At 57.0% G+C, this 24,099-nt stretch carries 14 protein-coding genes; 10 read left to right on the top strand and 4 right to left on the bottom strand.

Features of this window, described 5'->3' with window-relative positions; all coding sequences use genetic code 11:
- Nucleotides 1–8: 8 nt before the first annotated feature.
- The 4 genes from C5Y96_RS22970 to C5Y96_RS22950 all read right to left on the bottom strand — a co-directional run bounded on the left by C5Y96_RS22970 (nucleotide 9) and on the right by C5Y96_RS22950 (nucleotide 4,275).
- Nucleotides 9–1,103 (bottom strand): polysaccharide biosynthesis/export family protein, encoded by a 1,095-nt coding sequence (locus tag C5Y96_RS22970; RefSeq protein WP_105358326.1) that lies wholly within the window; start codon nucleotides 1,101–1,103, stop codon nucleotides 9–11.
- 143 nt (nucleotides 1,104–1,246) lie between these two features.
- Nucleotides 1,247–1,951 carry a LuxR C-terminal-related transcriptional regulator gene (locus C5Y96_RS22965; RefSeq protein WP_105358323.1) on the bottom strand — a complete coding sequence of 235 codons (705 nt, stop codon included), beginning with the start codon at nucleotides 1,949–1,951 and terminating at the stop codon, nucleotides 1,247–1,249.
- A gap of 358 nt (nucleotides 1,952–2,309) precedes the next feature.
- Nucleotides 2,310–3,032, bottom strand: coding sequence for a YebC/PmpR family DNA-binding transcriptional regulator (locus C5Y96_RS22955; protein ID WP_105358319.1), 723 nt, complete (start codon nucleotides 3,030–3,032; stop codon nucleotides 2,310–2,312).
- A gap of 244 nt (nucleotides 3,033–3,276) precedes the next feature.
- A complete protein-coding gene (locus tag C5Y96_RS22950) occupies nucleotides 3,277–4,275 on the bottom strand; it encodes a DUF6807 family protein (protein ID WP_105358317.1) in 999 nt (332 codons plus the stop codon).
- A gap of 326 nt (nucleotides 4,276–4,601) precedes the next feature.
- On the opposite strand from C5Y96_RS22950, the gene C5Y96_RS22945 reads away from it, so the two are divergent.
- The 10 genes from C5Y96_RS22945 to C5Y96_RS22900 all read left to right on the top strand — a co-directional run bounded on the left by C5Y96_RS22945 (nucleotide 4,602) and on the right by C5Y96_RS22900 (nucleotide 23,891).
- Nucleotides 4,602–5,639 (top strand): zinc-dependent alcohol dehydrogenase, encoded by a 1,038-nt coding sequence (locus C5Y96_RS22945; RefSeq protein ID WP_105358315.1) that lies wholly within the window; start codon nucleotides 4,602–4,604, stop codon nucleotides 5,637–5,639.
- A 268-nt stretch (nucleotides 5,640–5,907) separates the two neighbouring features.
- Nucleotides 5,908–8,487, top strand: coding sequence for a tetratricopeptide repeat protein (locus C5Y96_RS22940; protein ID WP_233199061.1), 2,580 nt, complete (start codon nucleotides 5,908–5,910; stop codon nucleotides 8,485–8,487).
- Nucleotides 8,484–9,314 (top strand): DUF4159 domain-containing protein, encoded by an 831-nt coding sequence (locus tag C5Y96_RS22935; protein ID WP_105358313.1) that lies wholly within the window; start codon nucleotides 8,484–8,486, stop codon nucleotides 9,312–9,314. The genes C5Y96_RS22940 and C5Y96_RS22935 overlap by 4 nt, the downstream gene beginning before the upstream one ends.
- Before the next feature lie 61 nt (nucleotides 9,315–9,375).
- Entirely contained in the window at nucleotides 9,376–10,395 is a 1,020-nt protein-coding gene (locus C5Y96_RS22930) for an AAA family ATPase (protein ID WP_199188781.1), read from the top strand.
- Nucleotides 10,392–11,381, top strand: coding sequence for a DUF58 domain-containing protein (locus tag C5Y96_RS22925; protein ID WP_199188772.1), 990 nt, complete (start codon nucleotides 10,392–10,394; stop codon nucleotides 11,379–11,381). Before C5Y96_RS22930 ends, C5Y96_RS22925 begins: the two co-directional genes overlap by 4 nt.
- Nucleotides 11,378–13,492 carry a BatA domain-containing protein gene (locus C5Y96_RS22920; RefSeq protein ID WP_105358309.1) on the top strand — a complete coding sequence of 705 codons (2,115 nt, stop codon included), beginning with the start codon at nucleotides 11,378–11,380 and terminating at the stop codon, nucleotides 13,490–13,492. The genes C5Y96_RS22925 and C5Y96_RS22920 overlap by 4 nt, the downstream gene beginning before the upstream one ends.
- Nucleotides 13,492–17,052, top strand: a complete 3,561-nt coding sequence (locus C5Y96_RS22915; protein WP_105358307.1) for a hypothetical protein — start codon at nucleotides 13,492–13,494, stop codon at nucleotides 17,050–17,052. The genes C5Y96_RS22920 and C5Y96_RS22915 overlap by 1 nt, the downstream gene beginning before the upstream one ends.
- Nucleotides 17,049–19,427, top strand: coding sequence for a glutamine amidotransferase (locus tag C5Y96_RS22910; RefSeq protein ID WP_105358305.1), 2,379 nt, complete (start codon nucleotides 17,049–17,051; stop codon nucleotides 19,425–19,427). The genes C5Y96_RS22915 and C5Y96_RS22910 overlap by 4 nt, the downstream gene beginning before the upstream one ends.
- 1 nt (nucleotide 19,428) lies before the next feature.
- The gene (locus C5Y96_RS22905; protein WP_233199060.1) at nucleotides 19,429–20,391 is read left to right on the top strand and encodes a hypothetical protein; all 963 of its coding nucleotides are present in this window, start codon (nucleotides 19,429–19,431) and stop codon (nucleotides 20,389–20,391) included.
- Between the two features lie 320 nt (nucleotides 20,392–20,711).
- Nucleotides 20,712–23,891: a putative Ig domain-containing protein gene (locus tag C5Y96_RS22900; RefSeq protein ID WP_146115775.1), complete on the top strand. Its 3,180-nt coding sequence runs from the start codon at nucleotides 20,712–20,714 to the stop codon at nucleotides 23,889–23,891.
- Nucleotides 23,892–24,099 lie beyond the last annotated feature (208 nt).

Raw genomic sequence — 24,099 nt, 5'->3', positions numbered from 1 at the left:
CAGGGAGTCTAAAATCCCCACACACTTCGATAGGGGAACAGGAGCACGTCGTCGATCAGGCGATCGAACGTGCGGCGGAAGTACCAGTTTGCATCCGGGTTCAGATAGATGATATCGCCTGGGCAAACATTGATATTCTCTTCCCGGCACTTGCGGGCCTTGATCAGGTCGACCCGAATTAGCATGGGCGATTGGCCTGGAATCTGTCGATGCACGGTGACCGTCGTGGGAGACTCGATCGGATCGATATAGCCTGCCATGGCCACGGCCGTGACAACGTCGACCTCGCGATCTCGCGGCAGGATGAAACCGCCACCGAGTTCCCGTTCACGTTCCCCGGCTGAAAATCGCACGACATTCGTAGGATTCAATTTACCGACGACGTAGAACACTTCGTTTCGGCGGTTGGGAATCACCACGACATCCCCTTCATGCAAGATGACGTCGTGCGGACCGAAGTTGAGGTTGTCCATTCCCCGCAGATCGATCTTTACCACCTCCGGTGTTACGCCGTGTGCTCGCCGATGAATCTCGATCGCTTCAGCTGCGTCTTCGGTGAGACCACCAGCCAGTGCAACCGCGTGAGCGACATCATTTTCGTAGCGTGGAAGCTCGGTGACCCCGGGATTCGCGACCTTGCCCAAAACAACCACGCTGAACGTTGCCTTCTGGGCAAGAGAAATACTTACTGTCGGAGAATTAAAGAAGCCTGCGGCGTAGGCTCGTGTAATTTCTGATTGAGCCTCGGCGAGATTCATACCGCCGACGGGCACCGATCCCACGAGCGGAAGCTGAATGTGCCCCGATCCCATGACCTGCACCAACAGTGGGCGGTACTCGCCATTGGGAAACAATTCGGGAACCGTCACTTCTAGCACGTCTTCCGGTCCCAACAGGTAATCTTTCGGGGGCGGTGCCGTCAGCATCGTGTAATTCAGCGGGGTACCACCGGTGCGTAGCGGAAGACGAAACTCCTCAGGCAGCGTGCTAGCAGGCACGCCGGCGCTAACCAGCGGAGCGTAGCAGCCTGAGCAGATGACTAGCGCGCTTACCACAAGCAGGCCATAGATTGCCTTCGTGCTGAAGCGCAGAATTGCTAGCATTGGGCCGTTTCCTCTTCCGTGAGCTTTCGGCGTCTTCGTAGTATCCCCTAATGCAATCAGTTTCGGCGTAACTGGCGCCACGATTAAGACGAGTCTCTTTCCATCCTACGACTCGATTAGGCGGGACAACCACACTCTTTTAGCTAAGCCGGAATGTCAACGAACTTCGGCTGTCTAACTTGCTGAACTAGCAGTGCGATAGTCTGATCGTCTACAGAGGTACTTAACATCGCGAGACCTCGTCGTCCGAATACCATGGCGACATCGCGAATGAGTTGCAGGGGCGAGTCGATATCGAGCTTGTCGAAAAGTTGTGTCCGAAACGTATGTACGGTCTTGATGCCGATTCCCATTTCCAGGGCAATTTCTTTTACGTGCTTGCCTGATACCATTAGGCGGAAAACCTCGCGTTGGCGGTCCGTCAACAAGGCAATGCGCTCGCCAAGTACCTGCCGTTCGCGACGAGTCTTACGACGCAACCGCGTCCCCAGTATCGCCTGATCGACGACCACTTTCGACCGTTGCAGATCAAATGGCTTCTCTAAAACCGACATCGCCCCCAGTTCCAGGCAGTGTAACGCCTGATGCAGTTGCGATTCTCGTGCCGAGATCAGGATCGATGTAAGTTCCGTCCCCTGGCATAGTTCCGAAATTAACGCTTCGCCGCGGCCACTGTCGAAATCCAAATCAATCACCAGCGCATCGAAAACCATTTTGGATTGCTTCAGGTCTTCGATACTCTTCAGGCAGTAAATATGCCGAGTGCTATCCTGTAATCCGTCATGCAACCGCTTTCGCTGATCGACACACGATTCAAGCAGACCGATGTTGGAACTTGGTGTAAGCAACGTTCGACTTCGTAGGAATGCGACAAAGAACAGGCTTCGCCAGCACTTAGCGCTGGTCGGCCATGCGAGGAGGGGGTCAGCAAAGATCGACAATCGGAGTCCGATCTTCGGCTGCCGATGAAACAGTAGTTCGCTCAGCAGCTGGCAGCAAACGCCGCGATACCAGAAAGGCGCAACAAGATAAGTTTGATGGGTTGCTAGTTAGCAACCTTCCCCTTAAACCGGCAATGTCGACCTTGCCGTCTTTAGCGGTTGCGCTAGATATGTCGGTTGTACGCGCAAAGATAGGGAGCACACTGCTGAGAATCGCACTCGAAAAGCGATTCTCAGGTCCGTTGATTGAGATACGCCTGAAGGTCTAATCAGGAATCTGAGCGCTGTGGTAGACATTCTGGACGTCTTCACAGTCATCGAGCATGTCCAGGAACTTCTCGAATGCCTTGGCATCGTCGCCGGTTAGTTCGGTACTGGCCTGGGCAATAAACGTGATTTCCTGAACTTCCAGTTCGATATCGGGAATGGCATCCAGCAGGGCCTGCTTGGCTTTGAAGAAATCGGTGGCCGCGGTGAAGACCGTCAATTGGCCATCTTCTTCCTCGACATCATCGACATCGACGTCTGCCTCGAGCATCGCTTCGAGAACCTGGTCTTGCTCGCCACCTTTGAACGAGAAAACGGCCAGATGATCGAACAAGTGTGAGACCGATCCAGAATTCCCTAACTTGGCATTACACTTGTTGAAGCAGTTACGAACGTCGGTGATCGTGCGATTGGGGTTGTCGGTCAGGCAGTCAACAATCACGCTGCAGCCACCAGGGCCGAAACCTTCGTACCGAGCTTCCGAGTAATCCTCGCCCCCTGCCCCTTTGGCCTTTTCCAAGGCCTTATCGATCACGTGGGCAGGCACCTGCTCTCGCTTTGCCTTTTCCATTAAGCTCTTGAGCGAAGGGTTTGACTCAGGATCAGGGACCCCATTCTTCGCCGCAACGTACAGCATCTTGCCGTACTTGGAGTAAAGCTTGGACTTTTGGGCGGCCGTCTTAGCAATCGAATGCTTCCGGTTTTCGAAGCTTCTTCCCATTCGCGTAGTCTACTTGTTGAGTCAAAGAGAGGTTTAGAAATCGTTGCACAACAAAGATAAACCAGTTCGTTGTTTCGGGCAATTGCTCTCGATGAACATGGTTTCCGCCGGCTCAGCAAACACTGTAACATGTTTTACTATATAGCCTTACAGCTTGCCTCTGCCTGACATGCTCCCCGCAACGGCTCGCTTTTAACGAGCTGAAAACCTGCCAGATCGCTATCCGAAGGGGAGCTTATCGGGTTTAACGTCCCTCTTTCGTCGATTCGGCCGACCACTTTTCCCACTGCTCGCCGATCCATTTCGGATCCGGCATCGTGTCGGTAACCAAGTAGCGGTACCGTGCCTGATACGGATGGTCGCCGTCGATCACGAACTCGCCGTCGACGCATGGCGCGAAACAGAAGTAAGGCTTCGTGGGATGGATGCGCGCGGCCTGAGGGGCTCGGAAGTTGTGCGGATCGCTCAGCACGGTAATGCTGACCGGCTTGCCCTCGATCTCTCCCCACAAACTAACCCACGTCGCGTGTTGGTGGTTCCCTTCGACTCGATTCGACCCTTCGCTGTTGAGGAATCCACTTGGCTCGTGTTCTGACGTATCTTCAGGCTTTCCATTGATCACCCAGCGAGCAGGCCCCCGAACAGCGAAGCCTCCGTAATGATACTCGTTGATCAGCAGCGGGTGCGGCGTGATTGCCGACTGGGTCGATTCCAGATCGAAGCAGCGGAAACTGCCATCGGTTGGGTAGGTAGTCAATTTCCAGCGCTCGCGCAGGACGTCGACCTTCGGCTCGGTTTCTTTACGATGGATAAGGTCGACCTCGAACCCTGCCCGGCCGTCTTCCTGAAACGTCGAAACGACCTTCTCGTGTAGCACACGACCGGTGCCGCCACCCAGGTTCCAGAAGTCGATCGTCTCCCCTTCGTACGTTGTTTTGACCCAGGCTGCAAAAATCCCTTGCTGATGCGGATGGTCTTTGGCAAACATCGCGGTGACCGATAGGCCACTGGGCGAGCAAACCGGATGCAGACAGCCGCTCCGCTCGTAAACCCCTTTCATCCCCTTGGGAACCGGCGGAGAGACCTTGTTATAAGTGAGAATCGCCTGGTCGCCGTCATGAATCACGATCGTGTTGTCCGACTCCATCACGCGAAGCTTCTCGGCCTGGCAATCTCTTTGTGCCCCGCCCATACAAGTGACGGCAAAAACCAATGCGATTTTAGGCAACCATGCGTAATTCATGAGAAGCAACTCCCCGCGTGCGGCATTCGATGAGTCCAATAGAACCGACAGCCCAATTGTAGCTGCTCGCCGGGCCGATTCCTAAGCCCGGCCCAGGTCTGTTGGTTGCACAATATACCTCAGATCGTCGACGTTACTTCTCATTGCCCTCCCCCATGTCGCCAACTACAACGTTGCGAATAGAATAATTGATGAAGTAGGTACATCGCACTGCCGCAGGTGTACCTGGCACCCAAATCACACCCCCTCCCTCCGCGATCGTCCCCCGAACGGAATTTCGCCAGGGTCATGACTGGGGATCACTCCCTAACGACGAAGGTTTAGCGATGAAGGCTCTCCTACTCTCGGAATACAAAAAGCTGGACGTTGTCGAGTTCGACGAGCCTGAGATCGGCGACAATGACCTGTTGGTCACTGTCAAAGCCTGCGGTATCTGCGGCAGCGATATCCACGGCTACGATGGCAGCACCGGGCGTCGTCAGCCTCCGCTAGTGATGGGACACGAAGCGGCAGGCGTTGTAGCCAAGGTCGGCAAGTCGGTGACCGGATTCAAAGAAGGAGACCGCGTCACGTTCGATTCGACCGTCTCTTGCGGTCATTGTTTCTACTGCCGCCGCGGCGAGATCAACCTGTGCGACAACCGCATGGTGCTGGGCGTTTCGTGCGACGAATACCGCCGCCACGGTGCGTTTGCCGAATACGTCGCCGTCCCTCAGCACATTTGCTACCATTTGCCGGCTTCCATTCCGTTCAATCACGCGGCCATGATCGAGGCCGTATCCGTTGCGGTTCACGCCGCCGGCCGGGCCCCAGTTACGCTGGGCGATACGGCAGTGGTTGTCGGTAGCGGCATGATCGGCCTGCTCGTCATCCAGGCCATTCGCCTGGCCGGATGCTCGCAGGTAATCGCCGTCGACTTGGACGCCAATCGTCTGGAAGTCGCCAAGAAGCTAGGTGCCGACGTCGGTATCGTCGCCAGCGAAGGGAACGTCGAACAGAAGGTTCGCGAACTGACCGGCGGCCGCGGTGCGGATGTCGTCCTGGAAGTCGTCGGGGCAACGCCTACCATCAAAACAGCCATCGGTTGCGCTAAGAAGGGTGGCTCGATTGTGTTGGTAGGCAACCTGGCCCCGAACGTCGAGTTTCCGCTGCAAGCCGTGGTAACGCGCGAGCTGTCTGTTTACGGATCGTGTGCATCAAGTGGCGAATACCCTGCGTGCATCGACCTGATGTCTCGCGGGCTCATTCGTGTCGACGACATGATCACGGCCACCGCTTCCCTGGAAGAAGGAGTCGATTGGTTTGCTCGGCTCTACTCGGGCGAGCCAGGCGCGATGAAGGTCATCATCGACCCGACCCGCTAAGCACGCGATCGCGCCGCTTACTATTTTCTTTCAGAAACCATGCGACATTGGCAACTGGGGTGACTAGTCTCGCCCCTTTGCCTGTCTTTACAACTTGTTGCATAACGCCGTTCTGCCCTGACGGTACATCCCCCCTTAGTGGAAGGGCTCGTCCGCAATAAGGACGAATTCTTGTTGACTAAGAAGCCAGAACCCTAAAATAGCGTCAGCGGTTCGTCATCTTGGTTCGGAGTATCCGGCTTTGCGTAATGTCCCATGCAGTTGGCTGATGCGTCTTTCGATGCGTACGTACTCGCTGGCGAGTCTCCTCGCTACGCTGGGATTTCTATTCGCACTATCCAGTGCCCAGGCCGAGACCCTGTCGGAAGCGAAGGACATGTTTCGCACCGGCGAATATGCCAAGTGCATTGAAGTCGCCGCCACCGAGATCGCAGGGGGTCGCACGTTCATCGACTGGTATGTTCTGAAGACCGAAAGTGAACTAACACTTGGCCGATATGCCGATGCCGCCAAGACGATCGACGACGCCAAGAAGATCGCCCCAACAAACTTGCGGCTGCTGTGGCTAGAGCGTGACGTCCTCCGATTCAATGGGCAATCGAAAGAGGCCAAAGAAGTGCTCGCCCAGCTTGGTGGACAATTGGAACGTACCAGCGGTATCTATCGCGACTTGGAAACTTCGATCGTGATCGGTAAGTTCTTCCTCGAGATCGGTGCCGATCCCAAGCGTATCCGCATCGATCTTTACAAGCCAATTCAGCAGCGTGCCCCTGGCCTTCCCAACGGTTATATCGCCGCCGCCGAACTGGCCCTATCTAAGAACGACTACGCGCTCGCCGCCGAAGATTTTCAGGTTGCCTTGAAAGTCGACGAAACAAACCCACGGGTCTTGTACGGCCTGGCTCGCTCATTTGAACCGAGCGATTCCGAAAAGGCCGAGGCGTACCTCCAAGAGGCTCTCAAGATCAATCCCAACCTTATCCCTGGTCTGCTGATGGTTGCCGAAAGTCATCTATCGGCCGAGCGCTACGACGAAACCGAAAAGCTGCTGGGGAAGGTGCTGGAGATCAATCCGCATGAACCCAATGCCTGGGCTATCCGCGCCGTCCTGGCCCACCTGGCCAGCGACAACGATCGCGAAAAAGAGTGTCGCGAGAAGGCATTGGCTCACTGGAAAGACAACCCCGAAGTCGACTACCTAATCGGCAAGCACCTGGCCCGCAAGTATCGCTTCGCCGAAGCCGCCGCCGCCCAGCGTCAGGCCCTCCAGTTCGATAGCGACTACTTACCCGCCAAGATGGAACTCTCCAACGATCTGCTGCGGCTGGGCAAAGAAGAGCAAGGCTGGAAGCTGGCCGAAGAGGTGTTCGAGGCCGACAACTACAATGTCGTCGCTCACAACCTGTCGACGCTGCAAGAGCACATGGCCAAGTTTCGCACGCTTGAAAGCGACGGCTTCATCGTTCGCATGGATGCCCAGGAAGCCGCCATCTATGGTGACCGGGTTCTGGAACTATTACGCGAAGCCAAGAATGTTTTGTGCGAGAAGTACGATATCGAGTTGAACGAACCAATCGCGATCGAAATCTTCCCCAAGCAGCAAGACTTCGCCATCCGCACGTTCGGCCTTCCCGGCGGAGCAGGCTTCCTGGGGGTTTGCTTCGGCAATGTGATCACCATGAATTCGCCAGCGTCGCAAGGCGAAAACCCATCGAACTGGGAAGCCGTGCTGTGGCACGAGTTCTGTCACGTTGTCACGCTGAACAAAACCCACAACAAGATGCCCCGGTGGCTCAGCGAGGGAATCTCGGTCTATGAAGAGACCCTGCGTGACCCATCCTGGGGCCAATCGATCTCGCCTGCTTACCGGGAAATGATTCTGGGAGACGATCTCACGCCGGTCAGCAAGCTCAGTGGCGCGTTCCTTAGTCCCCCCAGTTCACAGCATCTGATGTTTGCCTATTACGAGTCGGCCCTCGTGGTCGAGTTTCTCGTCGACCAGTTTGGCATCGAAGCCCTTAGGTCGATCCTCGACGAACTCGGCAAAGGGCTACAGATCAACGACGCGATTGCCCGGCATGCGGCTCCCTTGGATGTCGTTGATGCTGGCTTCCAGAAGTTTATTCATGATCGCGCCATGGCCTTCGCACCGGATGCCGATTTCAGCAGTGAAGACCTGCCTGCGCCCCGTGTCGACGAACTTCAGGCTTGGCTGGAAGATCACCCCAATAGCTTCCCCGGGCTACAGCAGTATGCGGCAGCACTGATCCGCGAGAAGAAGTACACCGAAGCCCTCAAGCCCATCGACAAGCTCCTGGAATTAGCCCCCGACTATGCCGGGGACGGGAGTCCGTTGGCGATGAAGGCTCAGATTTTGAAAGAATTGGGCGAAACCCAACAAGAACTGGCGGTGTTAGAACAACTGGCGGAGCTGCGCGCCGACGCGATCGAAGTGTATCAGAGATTGGCCGAAGTGCACGCCGACGCAGGCCGCTGGGATGCGGTTGTCGTGAATGCTCGGCGAATTCGGGCCGTCAATCCACTTATTCAGGAGCCCTATCTCTTGTTGGCCAAAGCCGGAGAGCAACTGGATGATGGACCGGTCGCGATCGAGGGACTATCGACGCTTTCCAGCTTAGATCCCTACGATCCCGCCGACATCCATTTTCGCCTCGCCCTGCGACTGCACGAAACCGAGCAAGACGAGAAAGCACTGCGTCACGTCCTGTTGGCATTAGAAGAAGCCCCCCGTTATCGAGACGCACTGCAACTGCTTCTGACCCTCACCGAGAAGCGTGCCCCCGAGCCAGACCAGCCCTCGCCCGCCAAGGATGACACCGAGAGATGATGAAATCGAAACCGGTCCGCATGCTTTGCCTTTTCCTCACGATCACGCTCTTGGGCGGCGTGGTCTGGGCACAGTTTCAGGACGGCTTTCGATCGCGGGGACGTTTTCGGGGCAACTCTTCCCCAACAAGTGGCGCTAAGAACGATTGGGAGATCGACGAGAAGTTCGAGCACGATGCGTTCCGCTTTGCTCGCGTGAAATACACCTCGTACGGCTGGCGCGACAAATGGGCGACCGACTTCCCTGAAAGTGACTTGAACCTGCCACATCGCCTGCGTGAGTTGACCTCGATGGAGGTTCACCCCGAGAGTGTCATCGTCGAATTGACCGACGATAACCTCTCTGACTACCCATTCCTCTACATCGTCGAACCGGGGCAGATGAATCTCACCGAAGGGGAAGTTGTCGGACTGCGTAACTACCTGCATAACGGCGGCTTTTTGATGGTCGACGATTTTTGGGGCGAGGAAGAGTGGCAAACCTTCTATCACAACATCAAACGCGTCTTTCCTGATCGCGAACCGGAAGAGCTTCCGCTGGAGCACGATATCTTCCACCTGGTATACGACCTGGCTGAGAAGCCGATGATCGTCAGTATCGGTACCTGGATGCGTGGCAGCGAAACCGAACGCTGGGACGCCGACGAGCCGCACTACAAAGGCATCTTCGACGACAAAGGACGGATGATGGTCGTCATTTGTCATAACACCGACCTGGGAGACGGCTGGGAAGAAGAAGGGGTCGATCCAACCTACTTCAAGCAATATTCCGAACGCTTCGCTTATCCCCTGGGGATCAACATCATCACCTACGCCATGACCCATTAACCTTCCTGCAACGTGCTTCGCCACGAGCCCTCGTCCGTTCATCCCACCAGAAAGTCATACGATCGTGAGCATTGAGATTGAAGACCAGGACTTCGAACAACAAGCTGTCGAGCAAATCCGCATTGGTCGCGAAAAAATCCTAGCCGAGCTATCCAAGACAGTCATTGGCCAGCAGGAAGTCGTCGAGCAGTTGCTGTTGTGCCTCTTCGCTGGCGGGCACTGCTTGATCACCGGCGCGCCCGGCCTGGCGAAAACTTTGCTCGTCAATTCGATCTCGAAGATCTTTGACCTCGAGTTCCGCCGGATTCAGTTCACCCCCGACCTGATGCCTGCCGACATCACCGGTACCGAGATCCTGGAAGAGACCGAGGAAGGCCGCCGCAAGTTGCAGTTCGCCAAAGGCCCGATTTTTGCCAATGTGATCTTGGCCGACGAAATCAACCGTACGCCCCCCAAAACCCAAGCCGCTCTGCTGGAAGCCATGCAAGAGCACCAGGTCACCGCGGCTGGCGTGCGCTACGCATTGGAAGAACCTTTCTTCGTGCTCGCCACGCAAAACCCGATCGAAATGGAAGGGACCTATCCCTTGCCGGAGGCCCAACTCGACCGGTTCATGTTCAACATCTGGATGGACTACCTCCCCGAAGATGACGAGGTAGCCGTCGTCAATCAAACGACTTCCCGCAAGCCGGAACCTATCAGTCCGTTGTTCTCCGGCGAAGACGTCCTCCGCTTCCACGATGTCGTTCGAAAGGTCCCCATCGCGGAAAACCTGGTCCGCTACGCGGTCCGTCTGGCCGATGCTTCTCGCCCTAGACGCCCCTCGACGCCTGACTTCATCAACCAGTGGGTCATGTGGGGTGCCGGGATTCGTGGGGCGCAATATCTCGTCCTTGGTGCCAAGGCCCGGGCCTTACTCCTGGGAAGAACCCACGTCACCGCCGACGACATCAAGGCCCTCGCCCACGTGACACTGCGTCACCGTATTTTGGTCGGTTATCGCGCCGAAGCAGAAGGGATCACGGTTGAAAAGGTGATCGATCAGTTACTTGCCGCCGTACCAGTGCCGGGGGCGCGATGAGCATCCCTGCGAGCCAGTCATCGACAACCGCCACCAGTGCCACCCGCACAAAGGGACCGGCATCGCTGATCGATCCCGGTTCGCTCATGCGCATCAAGAACCTGGAATTGCGGGCTCGCGCCGTCGTCGAAGGATTTCTGACCGGCCTGCACCGCTCGCCGTATCACGGCTTCTCGGTCGAGTTCACCGAATACCGCCAGTATTCCCCCGGCGACGATACCCGCTTCCTCGACTGGAAGCTATACGGCCGCTCCGATCGCTACTTTATTAAGTGCTTCGAAGACGAGACCAACCTGCGCTGCTATCTGCTGGTTGATCTGAGCCGTTCGATGGGCTTCGGGACGCTCGGCTACAGTAAAGCCGACTATGCCAAGACAGCGGCAGCTACCGTTGCCCATTTCCTATCACTACAGCGCGACGCCGTCGGCCTGATGACATTTGACGAAGCGATCACCGATCGCATTCCCGCGCGGTTTCGCCCCGGGCATGTCCATCAGATCATGATGAGCTTGGAACGCGCCGAACCTGGCTCCGCGACCGATATCGAAAAGCCACTTGAACAAATCGCTGCCACCGTCGTGAAGCGAGGGCTCGTCATTCTCATATCCGACCTTCTCACGCCGATCGGTTCGCTCAATAAGCAACTTGGTTTCCTCCGCGCACGCGGACACGAAGTCGTCATTCTCCGTGTGCTCGACCCGCGCGAGCTTGACTTCCAGTTTGATCAGCCTGCCATGTTTCACGATGTGGAGACGGGAAAGAATCTCTTCATCGATCCCGACCAGGCCCGGCAGAAGTATCTCGAACAGTTCCGCGAGCACTCCCAGTCGCTGCAGACGATTTGCCAGAACTTGGGTGTGGAACTCCACCAGGTCTCGATCGATCGTTCTCTGGAATTGATCTTGTTCGATTTCCTGGCCGATCGCTTGAAGCGTGGACGCTCGGCCGTGCGGCAACGTGGTTCTCGTTCCGGGAGCCCCGCATGAGCGTTCTTTCCGGTATCTTCCTGCTGGGTGCTGCCGCGATTGCCGCACCTGTCTTGTTTCACTTGATTCGCCGCACGCCGAAGGCTCGTTACGAATTCAGTTCGCTGATGTTCCTACAGCCATCGCCGCCGCGGCTCACACGGCGAAGTCGGCTTGATCAATGGTTACTGCTGCTGTTGCGGTCGGCGGTAATCCTGCTCCTGGCGGTCGCGTTCATGCGTCCTTTCTTCCGCACGACGACCAATCTTTCTCCCGACGACCTACCTCGCCGCCACGTGGCCATCGTAATCGACCAAAGCGCCAGCATGCGGCGCGGTAACGTTTGGCAACAAGCATTCGACCAAGCCAACCAGGTTCTCGACCACTTGGAAGCTTCCGACGAAGTCTCGCTTTATGCTTTCGACCAACAACTAACGCCGCTTGTTACCGCCGAAGAATCCAGTCAGCTCGATCGCAGCCAGCGCCGCGAAATGGTTCGCACACGTTTGAAGGATGTCACACCAACCTGGGCGGCCAGTAATCTTGGTGCAGCCCTGATCGGCGTTGCCGAGCGACTCTCGGCCGACGAAGATCTTCGTCAAACCAGTGCCAAGCTGCAGATCGTGTTAATCAGTGACATGCAAGCTGGCTCGCTGATCGACCAGCTACAAACCAGCCAATGGCCTGAATCCGTGCGTGTCCACGTCCGTGCGATCACTCCGGAAGACACCTCCAACGCACGCGTTCGCCTGGTCGACACGAAGGAAGATTACGCCGAGGGTGCCCAGGTACCGCGCGTACGTGTTCGCAACACGGCAAACTCCGGGGTCGATCAGTTCCAGGTCGTTTGGCGAAGCGACGACAAAAATGCCTCGCGACCGGTCTCATTTTATGTTCCCCCTGGCGAAAGCCTGGTGTTGGATGTCCCCTACGAACCAGGTCCACTCGGTCCCGATCATCTGCAGCTCAGCGGCGATGGCAGCGGCATGGACTTCGACAACGCCTTCTATGTCGTGCCGCCAATACAAGAGGAAGTAAAGATTGCGTACTTCGGTTCCGATGTGGCGAGTGATCCCGCAGGCATGTTGTTTTATCTCAGTCGCGCGTTTGACGAGACCGCCAGCCGTAAGGTGGAAATAGAAACGATCAGCGACGAAGCGACCATCGACTGGAGCGACGTGGCCGGAACCATCCCCCGCCTGGTGATCATCGCCGAAACACCCAGCGAAGACCAACTAAAACTGCTCGACACCTACCTAAATCGCGGCGGGCAAGCCATCGTCGTGCTGCAAACCGACGGTATGGTACGGGAACTGGGCAATTGGCTAGGTGACGTAGGCTTGTCATCGGAAAATGATAACGACGCACCGGCAACCGGTTCGTATGCGATGCTCGGCCAGATCGACTTTCAACACCCACTATTCGCCCCGTTTGCTGCGGCGAAGTACAACGACTTCACCACCATCCGCTTCTGGCAGCATCGACATGTTACTCTTGGCGAGATGTCCAATGCCCAGGTGATTGCCCGCTTCGAGGACGACACGCCCGCCGTTTGGTCGCAGCCGCGCGGTCAGGGGCAGTTGTATGTGATGTGTGCCGGCTGGAACCGCAAAGATAGTCAGCTGGCCCTCTCGACCAAGTTCCTTCCCCTTCTTTCGCGTTGGCTGGAGTTGGCCGATCGCCAAAAGCTGGCTTCGCACGCCTATTTTGTGAACGACAAGGTTCCCCTGCCAGCGGCCTCCGGGAAAAAAACCATTCAAACACCCAGCGGAACTTCCTTACAATTACCCGAAGATGCCACCACGTTTGACGAAACGACCGAGCCCGGCATTTATGTGCTGCGGCAAGGCAATGAAGACCTTCCCTTCGCGGTGAACATTGTCGATGCCGAGAGCGACACGGCTCCGTTGGAGCTTGACCGTCTCGAGCAGTTCGGTATTCCACTGGGCATGGCCACCACGCAGTCCCAGGAACTGGCCGAGTTGCGGCAACTGCAAGATCGCGAGCTAGAGAATCACCAGAAGGTCTGGAAATGGTTGATTGTTTCCGTGCTGTTGCTGTTGGCGGTTGAAACGTTTCTCGCTGCCCGCAAGTCGCACGTTCCCACCCAGGAATTGGGAGAAGCACAATAATGGATCGCGAACTGTTCGGCCATCTCGACCGCCTCGGAAATCGCCTGCGAACGTTTCACTTTTGGAGCGGCATGGGCATCGTGTGGGTCTCGGCCGCGATCTTCATCGGCATCATTTACCTAATCAGTCAAGCCACCGGTCGCGTCCCCGAGGGTAGTCTGGCCGTTGCCGCTACCATCGGCGTTGTGGGATCGCTTCTGGTAACCTTCGCCAGCAGCCGCACGGCTCGCAGTGTGCATCAAGTGGCAAACCTCGTTGAATCGCGTTACCCTCAACTAGACTCCGCCTTGTTGACGGCTGTTGAACAGCAGCCTGATAGTACCACCGGTCGCCTGGGGTATCTTCAGCGGGAAGTCGTCGGCCAGGCCGTCCTTCATGCCCGCAGCCACAACTGGCAATACATCGTCTCGCGCGGCCAGCTGTTTGGGGCTCGCCTGATCGCATGTGCGGGGCTCATCGCTACGCTTCTGGCGGCCGTTGCACTCGCGCAGCTTGATCGCAATCTAATGCTGACGCCCACTTCTGATGAACTTGCAGGGGAAGGCGTCGTCACCGCAGATACCCTCTTCGAGGCAGAGATCGAGCCAGGCGATACCGAGGTCGAACGAGGGGCGGGCCTCCTCGTTCTCGCCAGATTCACCGGTGCAATGCCCACCGAGGCCACACTGATCTACGCAACCGAAGATGGCAACGAGCACACCCTGCCGATGTCCCGTTCGCTTGATGATCCCCTTTTCGGCGGCCGAATCCCTGCCATATCGCAGCCGCTCACTTACCGCGTCGAGTTCGGCAATCAAACGTCGCAGACTTTTAACGTGGAAGTGTTCGAGTATCCGCTGATGCTCCAAGCCGATGCCCAACTCGTCTTCCCCAGCTATACAGGGCAGGAAGATAAGTTTGTCCCCGACGTTCGTCGCGTGTCAGCGGTTGAGGGAACGAAGCTGACTCTCTTGTGCCGCGTCAACAAACCGCTGGCCACCGCCCAGTTCACTGAGCAAACCGACGATGGCGAAAAGACCATTACCCTCCAACCTGAAGCCAACGATGCGCTCACCTACGCCACCACGCTAGTCGTCGATCGTTCGCGCGAACTGACACTCCGTATGACCGATGGCAAAGGACGCACCAACCAGCATCCGCCGAGACTGCAGATTACCATGATCGCCAATCTGCCCCCCGATATTAAGCTGGCCGCACCCACCGAAGACATCGAGGTCTCTCCGATCGAAGAAGTTGACCTGGCCGCTTCTGCCTGGGACGACTTCGGGCTCAAGCGAGTTGGCATCAACTACTCGATCCCCGGCAAAGTCGATCAAGACGTTTCGCTGGGTGATTCGTTCCCCAGCAAAAAACGCGTCGAACTCGCCCACCTGTTAGCATTCGAATCGCTCGATGCCGAGCCGGATCAACTGCTGTCGTGGTACTTCTGGGCTGAAGACATCGGTCCCGACGGCCAAATGCGCCGCACGATGAGCGACATGTTTTTTGCCGAGGTTCGCCCCTTCGAAGAAATCTTCCGCCAAGGGCAGCAACCGCCGCAGAACTCACAACAGCAGCAACAACAGCAGCAAGGGGGGCAGAACGCCCAACAGGCTGAAGAGCTGGCGGAGCTACAAAAACAGATCATCGCCGCGACTTGGAAGATAATCCGCCGCGAAACGCACAGCCAGCCCACGGCACAGTTTGCCAGCGATACCAAGTTGCTCATCGAGTCGCAAGAAGCAGCAATGGTTCAGCTCGAAGAACTGCAGGGCAACTTGCAGGATGTGACTTCGATCGAGCACGCCGCTCAGGTTCGAAATTCGATGGAGCAAGTGATCGAAACGTTACGCTCGGCCGAAGAAGGATCGTCACCAGCCAGGCTTCAACAAGCTCTTCAGGCCGAACAGGCCGCCTATCAAGGGCTGCTTCGCCTGCGAGCCCGCGAGCACGAAGTCGTCCAATCCAGCCAATCTCAACAACAGTCGAGCCAGTCGCAGCAATCGCAAAACAGCCGCGCTCAGCAGCAATTGCAACAACTACAACTGCGGGAAGATGAAAACCGCTACGCCCAGGAACAACAAGCCCAGACCGAGCAGCAGCAGGAAGCCCGTGAAGACCGCCAGATCCTCAATCGCCTGCGAGAACTTGCCCAGCGGCAGGAAGACCTCAACGAGCGAATCCAGGAACTGCAAGGCGTGCTCGAAGCTGCCGCAGACGAACAAGAGCGAGCCGAGGCGCAGCGGCAACTTAAATGGCTCCGAGAAGAGCAGGAGCAGATTCTCCGCGATACCGAAGAGCTTCAGCAGCGAATGGAGCAACCCGAGAACCAGGAACGTATGGCCGAGCAGCGTCAGCAGTTGGAACAGGCTCGTGAAAACATCCAGCGATCCAGCGAAGCGATCCAACAGCAAATGGTCACCCAGGCCGCCAACGAAGGGGCCAGGGCCCAGCGTGAACTGAATGATCTGCGAGAAGAATTTCAGCGGCAGACCTCGCAAGAGTTCGAGCAAGATCTCCGCGACATGAAGAACCAGGCGCAAGAACTGGTCGAGGCCGAAGAGGAGCTTGCCCGTCAATTGGAAGACCTTAAAACGGAAAAGCCAGACCAGTCCAACTCCCTCCGCGAGACCGACAACCAGGAAGAACTTGGCGGCCAATTGTCCCAGCAACAGGAGCGTCTCGAACAACTGCTGCAGCGCATGCGGGAAACGGTCGAACAAGCCGAGCAGTCCCAGCCGCTACTGGCCGAGAAGCTGTACGAATCGATTCGCGATACACGTACCACAAAACCAAGCGATGCCCTGAAAGAAACCGAGATGCTGCTCAACCGCGGCTTCGTCGATCAGGCCGCTCAGCGCGAACAACAAGCACGCGAAGGAATCGAGCAACTCGCCGAAGGGATCCAACAAGCGGCCGACCAGGTTCTCGGCGACGAAACCGAAATGCTCCGCCGCGCACTCGACGAACTGGAACGACTCAACGAAGACCTTGAGGGAGAACTAGCCCGCAACGGTCAGCAACAACAACCAGGTCAGCAACAACAACCAGGTCAGCAACAACAACCAGGTCAGCAACAACAACCAGGTCAGCAACAACAACCAGGTCAGCAACAACAACCAGGCCAGCAACAACAGCCGGGTCAGCAGCAACAGCCGGGTCAGCAGAACGCCCCCAGCAGTGGCCCTGGGACGGGTGCTTTCGATCGCTTCCTGGGTGGCGGAAACAATAGCCGAGACACTTCCCCATTCTCAGGAGATGACTTCGTCGATTGGTCGGACCGGCTACGGGATGTGGAAGAGATCGTAAACGACCCCGAACTTCGCGCGGAGGCGGCACGTATTCGGGACGAGGCTCGCGAACTTCGCCGTGAACAGATCGATACGTCCGCGCCTCCGCAGTGGGATATCATCCAACAAAAAGTCGCTCGACCGCTGGCTCAGCTCCAGAATCGTGTCGCCGAAGAGCTTCTCCGCCGAACTGCTGAAGAGGCCCGCGTCCCGATCGACAAGGACCCTGTACCGGTCCAATACGAAGACGCCGTGCGACGCTACTACGAACGTCTGGGGAGCAGTGAATGAACGACTGGGTTCAGGATCAATGGCTTCTCGAATGGCCCAACGTCTGGGCCGCCCAAGAGTGGATCGTTCCCGCAGGCGTGATCGGCACCGTGCTGTTCACGCTCATCCTGTGGGCCTACCAATCGATCCAGGCACCACTGATCGTCAAACTGGCGTGCGCTGCGGCGAAGACCTTGGCGGTGCTCCTACTGGCGACGTTGTTGGTCGAGCCGATGCGTAGTGAAACCAAGCCCGTACCAGGGGCGAATCTTTTCGTCGTGCTGGCCGACCATTCGCAGAGCCTCCAGGTAGTCGATCCTGGCCAAAGCGAGACGCGAGCCGATTTATTGAAGCAACAACTCGACCGCGCGGCCCCATGGCAAGTTCGTTTAGGCCAGGAATTCGACGTCCGCCGTTACCAGTTCGCCGATCAGCTTTCGCCGGTATCCGACTACGAAGAGTACCTGGCCGACGGACGAGCCACCGGCATGATCTCGGCACTGGATTCCATTGCCGATCGCTTCGAGGGCCGCCCTATTGCCGGGGTGCTGCTGCTGACCGATGGTAACGCGACCGACATCACCGAACTCGCGATCGACTGGAGCAAGTACCCGCCAATCTTCCCCGTGCAGATCGGTGCCGACGAGCCAGCTGCCGATGTCCAGGTACGGCGAGTCTCGGCCAGTCAAACGAATTTCGAAGCGTCACCCGTTACGGTGACCGCCGATATTGCCGCGACCGGCATGGTGGGCGAATCGATCGCCATCGAGCTTCTTGACGAGCAAGGGGAAGTTCTCGAAACGCAAACGGTCTCGCAGCCAGCCGAGGGACAATCGTTCACGGCCCGGTTTCAAATCAAGCCCGGCGAGCGTGGTGTGTTGTTCTACCAGGTTCGCGCCTATGCCCAGTCGCAAGCCGGTCTCTTCGAGGATGCCAGCAAAAGCAACGAGGCCACGCTGCTGAACAACAGCCGTACCGTGATGGTCAATCGCGGACACGGACCGTACAAGGTCCTGTACGTGTCAGGCCGACCGAACTGGGAGTTCAAGTTTCTCAATCGATCACTGGCCGAAGACGACGAAGTGGAACTGCACGGTTTGATTCGCATCGCGAAGAAGGAACCGCGGTTTCAGTTCCGCGAGAAGGACTCTAACGCCAACCGCATCTTCACCAACACCGATGACGAAGGGAAGGAACAAGTCGAACAATACGACGAGCCGGTCCTCTTGCGGGTTGGTAAGCTTGAGCCTGGCGAACTTTCCGGCGGCTTTCCCAAGTCTGCCGACGAGTTGTTCCCGTACCACGCAATCATCCTGGACGACCTGGAGGCCGACTTCTTCACGCAGCAGCAGAAATCGCTCATCCAAGAGTTCGTCAGTCTGCGTGGGGGTGGCTTGTTGATGCTGGGCGGCGGCGAGTCGTTTGTGCAAGGTCAGTATCTGCGATCTCCGGTCGGCGAGGTGTTGCCTGTTTACTTGAACAGTGTGTCGCCGCGCACTGGGGCCAGTGAGTTCTCGCTCGCACTTACTCGTGAAGGTATGCTTGAACCGTGGGTGCGTGTCCGCACCACCCAGGAGCAAGAGCAACAGCGTCTGGCCGCCATGCCAGGGCTGCGTGTGCTGAACGAAGTCGGAGCACTTAAGCCCGGAGCCAGCGAACTCTTGTCCGTGGTTTCCGCCACCGGCGAAACGCGCCCCGGGCTGGTTACGCAGCGATTCGGCAAGGGACGCACGGCGGCCTTCCTCGTGGGGGACCTGTGGCGATGGAAACTGCATCCATCGTCGCACGACAACGACGACTTCGAACGCACCTGGCGGCAAACCGTTCGCTGGCTGATTGCCGATGTGCCGCAGCGTGTGCGGGTCGAGGCGATCGCCAAGAAGGATGACCCGAACCACCCACTTCACCTTTCGGTACAAGTCAACGACGAAAGCTACCAACCACTGGATAACGCCGATGTCGCGATTGAAATCTCGACACCGGCGGAGGATGTATTGAAGCTAAAAGCGGAACCGCAGGATGCCGTTTCCGGTCAGTATGGCTCCAGCTATGTTTCCCGCACCGATGGCATGTACCGAGCCACGATCATCGCGAACAACCCCGACGGAAGCGAGATCGATCGCGTCGAAACAGGCTGGGTGGCCGATCCGGCGGCGGAAGAGTTCGCTAACCTGGCACCGAACGTCGAGCTCATGCGACAGATCGCCGAAGGCTCTGGGGGTGAAGTCGTGAGATTGAATCGGCTCGATTCGTTCGTCAGCACTCTTTCGGATCGCGAGATTCCGATTTCGCAGCCGATGGTTCGTTCGGTCTGGCATACGTGGGGCGTATTCCTGCTGGCCATCGGCCTGTTGAGTATCGAATGGGGCGTGCGCCGCTGGAAGGGACTTGCCTAAGATGATCTGGCTTTTAACATGCACGTTGCTGTTAGCACCTTCTGACAACGAAACGGCTCACGTATCCCCGGACGTTGCCGTCGTTCTCGTCGTTGGCGAACCAGGGGAAGACCAGTACCAGAAGCAGTTCACCCAATGGGCCAAGCGCTGGCAAGACGCCGCCAAGCGGTCTTCTGCCCGGCTCGTGACCATTGGCCTGGACGACTCCCAGCAAGATCGACCAAGCCTGGAAGAGACCCTGGCAAGTCTGGCGAAGGCACCGCCTCAATCGCTGTGGCTGGTGATGATCGGGCACGGCACGTTCGATGGGAAGAAGGCGAAGTTCAATTTGCGCGGTACTGATATCAGCGCCGCTGAACTTACTCAGGCGCTCTCCCCTATTTCATGTCGCATGGCGATCATCAATTGTGCTTCGGCCAGTGGTCCGTTCGTGAATCAATTATCCGGCCCCGACCGTGTTGTCGTTGCGGCAACCCAAAGTGGCTTCGAATACAACTTCGCTCGTTTCGGCGACTTTATGTCGCAAACGATTAGCGACACCTCAGGCGACCTCGATAAGGATGGCCAGACTTCGCTGCTGGAAGCCTGGCTGGCGGCGGCCAAGCAAACCCAAACCTACTACGACTCTCAATCTCAGCTAGCAACCGAGCATGCCCTGCTCGACGACAACGGCGACGGGAAAGGGACGCCAGCGGATTGGTTCCGGGGTATTTACGTGACCAAGTCGTCTAAGGATGGCTCGATTCCGGATGGCACCTTGGCGAATCAATTCATTCTCGTCCCCAGCCAGGACGAGGCCCAGCTTTCCGAAGAGTTGATCGAAAAGCGAGATCAGCTGGAACGCCAATTGGCCGAGTTGCGTCAGAAGAAGTCGCAGCTCAACGAAGAGGAGTATCTTGATAGCCTTCAGGCCATTCTAGTTCCCTTGGCCAAGATCTATCAGCCCAATGTGAGATCGGAATAGCTCCGTGTTGACGGGAAAGGATGGATTCGATTCCGAGACGACCTGCAGGGCTGGCCATACCCGACGGAGCGACGGCACACAAGTTGTTTCTGCTTTCGCAACTTCGTCTCTGTTCCTACCTGGCCTTAAGTGCCAGAAAGTCTGTCAACAATTGTCCGTGACATTGAGATAAAAGTTTTCTTAAATCCCGATTATAAAGTCGACCCAAGCCGCCTATTTGATACAATTGCCACGCCCCACCTATGCCCACATAAGAGATCACCATTTTAACTATGGCCCCCCCGGCCTTAATTGTTGTTAAACCATTAAGAGAAGAAGACATGCTCACACCTCGTTTGCCTCGCGTTACCGACAGGAAGTCCCAGAAAGCCAAACGAAAGACGAATCGACGGTCAAGCCGTGCTCGGCTGCCGATGTCAGAGCATCTTGAGTCACGTCTTGTTCTCACCGCTTCCGGCATTCCTGGGAACGACTGCCCGCCTGATCTCGATCTTTCGGCGATTGGTGATTTGCAGATCGTGGTCGGCCAGCCCTTCACCATCGACCTGTATGCCAATGGTGCCACGGCCATCGACTTAGACATCAACGACAATCCAACCGGCGATACGATTCGCCTGGTGCTCGATCCAGACGTGGGTACCGACACTCCGGTCGGGGCGAAGATCACCACCGGCGGCGTATTCAGCTGGACCCCAACCGCCGACCAGGTTGGAACCTTCCGGATCCCAGTCATTGCCATCGACCAGGGGCCTCCCGCTTTAGCAGACGTTGAATTCCTGACCGTCATTGTCTCGGCAACCGGCGATCAAGCACCATCCGTCGACCTGAACGGTCCGGCCGCTGGCGTTGGTTTCTCAGGCGTATTCACCGAAGATGGGGGTCCCGTTGCGGCAACATCGTCATCGCTCACGATCACCGATCTCGACAGCACGAACCTCGAATCGGCCACGATCGTGCTGACGAACATTCAAGATGGGGTGGACGAAATCCTGGCTGTCGATACCACCGGCACGTCGATCACTGCTTCCAGCTATAACTCGGCGACCGGTGAACTGACTCTGACCGGATCCGATACGCTGGCCAACTACGAGTTAGTACTAAAATCGCTCACCTATAACAACACTTCGGATGATCCAACAGTTCTCGATCGCACGATTCAAATCTCGGTCAACGATGGCGGCCTGAGCAGCCCGCTTGTCGTTTCTACGATTTCCGTCGTCTCCGTCAACGATGCCCCCACCGTCGACTTGAATGGGGAAGGAAGCGGCATCGACTTCTCGGCATCATTCACCGAAGGAGACGGCCCCATCGCGATTGTGGACGCTGGCGTTCTGGTCGATGACGTCGACGACACCAACCTCGAGTCGGCAACGATTACATTAACCAACGTAGTAGACACCTCCGCGGAGTCTCTAGCCGTCGACACTACGGGAACCTCCATCGTCGCCAGCTATGATCAGGCCAGCGGCGTTCTGACCCTGACCGGTAGCGATACGTTGGCCAATTATCAGCTGGTGATTTCCACGCTGACCTACGACAACACCTCCGAAAACCCCGATGAAACCGACCGCATCGTCGAAGTAATCGTCAACAACGGAGCCGACGATAGTGCAACGGCGACGATTACCATTTCCATTGAAGGGGTCAACGATCCACCGAACCTGGAACCGGTCGCAGACCAAACGGCCCAGCTCGACACGCTGTTTGAGATCACTGTTACCGCCACCGATCCGGAAGGAGACGTCCTCACCTTCCAGCTTGATCGCAATGGGGCCGGTGCGAACATTCCTGAATTTGCTACCATCACCAAGACCAGCGACACGACCGCGGTGATTAGCTGGACGCCATCGGTCAGCGATGGTGCCGGGCCCTTCACGTTCATCGTGATCGTGACCGACGACGACCCAACCACTCCGCTGGCTGACTCGGAAACGTTTACCGTCACACTGCTGACAGAAGACCCTGCGGTCGACCTGAATGGGGATGGCAGCGGCATCGACTTCACGGCTTCCTTCACCGAAGGGGATGGCCCGACCAGCGTGGTCGACGCCACCGCTACCGTGACCGATGCGGACAGCACCAATCTGGAATCAGCGACGATCACGTTGACCAACCTGATCGACACCGACGACGAATTCCTGGCGGTAGACACCACCGGCACTTCGATTACCGCTGTATACGACTCGGCAACGGGTATCCTCACCCTCAGCGGTACCGACACCGTTGCCAACTACGAGCTAGTCATCCGTACGCTGACGTACGACAACGTTTCGGAGAACCCCGATACGACCGACCGGGCGATTGAAGTGATCGTCAACGACGGCCTGAACGATAGCGTTACGGCAACGATCACGGTCTCGGTTGAAGGGGTCAACGATCCACCAAACCTGGAACCGATCGCAGACCAAACGGCCCAGCTCGACACGCTGTTTGAGATCACCGTTACCGCCACCGATCCGGAAGGGGACGTCCTCACCTTCCAGCTTGATCGCAATGGGGCCGGTGCGAACATTCCTGAATTTGCTACCATCACCAAGACCAGCGACACGACCGCGGTGATTAGCTGGACGCCGTCGGTCAGCGATGGTGCCGGGCCCTTCACGTTCATCGTGATCGTGACCGACGACGACCCAACCTCCCCGCTGGCCGATTCGGAAACGTTCACCGTGACCCTTCTGACCGACCCGCCTGAGGTTGATCTCAACGGTGACGGCACCGGCATTGATTTCGCCACGTCGTTTGTCGAAGGGGACGGCCCTATCAGCGTGGTGGATGTCACCGCTACTGTGACCGATGCGGACAGCACGAATCTTGATTCGGCGACGATCACACTTACCAACCTGATCAACACCGACGACGAGTTTTTGGCCGTCGACGTCACCGGTACTTCGATCACCGCGTTATACGATTCCGCGACCGGTATCCTTACGCTCAGTGGAAGCGATACGCTTGCGAATTACCAGCAGGTAATCCGCACGCTGACCTACGACAACGTTTCGGAAGATCCCGATACGACCGACCGTGCGATCGAGGTGATCGTGAACGATGGTTTGAACGACAGCGGTACGGCAACAATTACGGTCTCGGTTGAAGCCGTCAACGATTCGCCGCAACTAACCTTGCCAACTCCGTTCGACAGTGGTTCGCCTGTCGAAGTGGATGTCGACACCGAAGTAACGTTCAACGTGACGGTAGTTGACCCCGATGATCCCCCGGAAGACTTGATCATCTTCCTCGACCTGGACGGCAGCGGCATTCCGGTAGAGATCGCCCAACCAACGATCACCTCCCCCTTCTCCGCTGGCGGAACGTTCAGTTGGACTCCAACACAAACCGGAACATACACCATCACAATTATCGTAGTCGATGGCGAAGGCCTGCCTGATCAGGAAACGTTCACTTTGACCGTTGTCGATCCCGCAGCAGCCGCGATTGAAGGAGAACCGGTCGATTCCGACATGAACGACATGGCCCTGCTAGGCTTGCTGGACGAGATCTAATCGTTTGCCTGGTATCCAACGCATTCAATCAGACAGCCGAGAAAGGTTTCGTTTCTCGGCTGTCCTTTTTTTCCTGGCCAAGCACTCCCTTCAAGGGAACCCGAAGCGTGAGCTAGGAATCGCGCAAAAACTTTCCTTCAATTGATATCCGATGCCCCTGGGGAAGTTTCTCTAACTATGATGGATATCACGTTTATCCCCCTTTTAT

The sequence above is a fragment of the Blastopirellula marina genome (assembly GCF_002967715.1).
Lineage (GTDB): Bacteria > Planctomycetota > Planctomycetia > Pirellulales > Pirellulaceae > Bremerella > Bremerella marina_B.
This window is presented reverse-complemented; position numbering and strand designations above follow the sequence as displayed.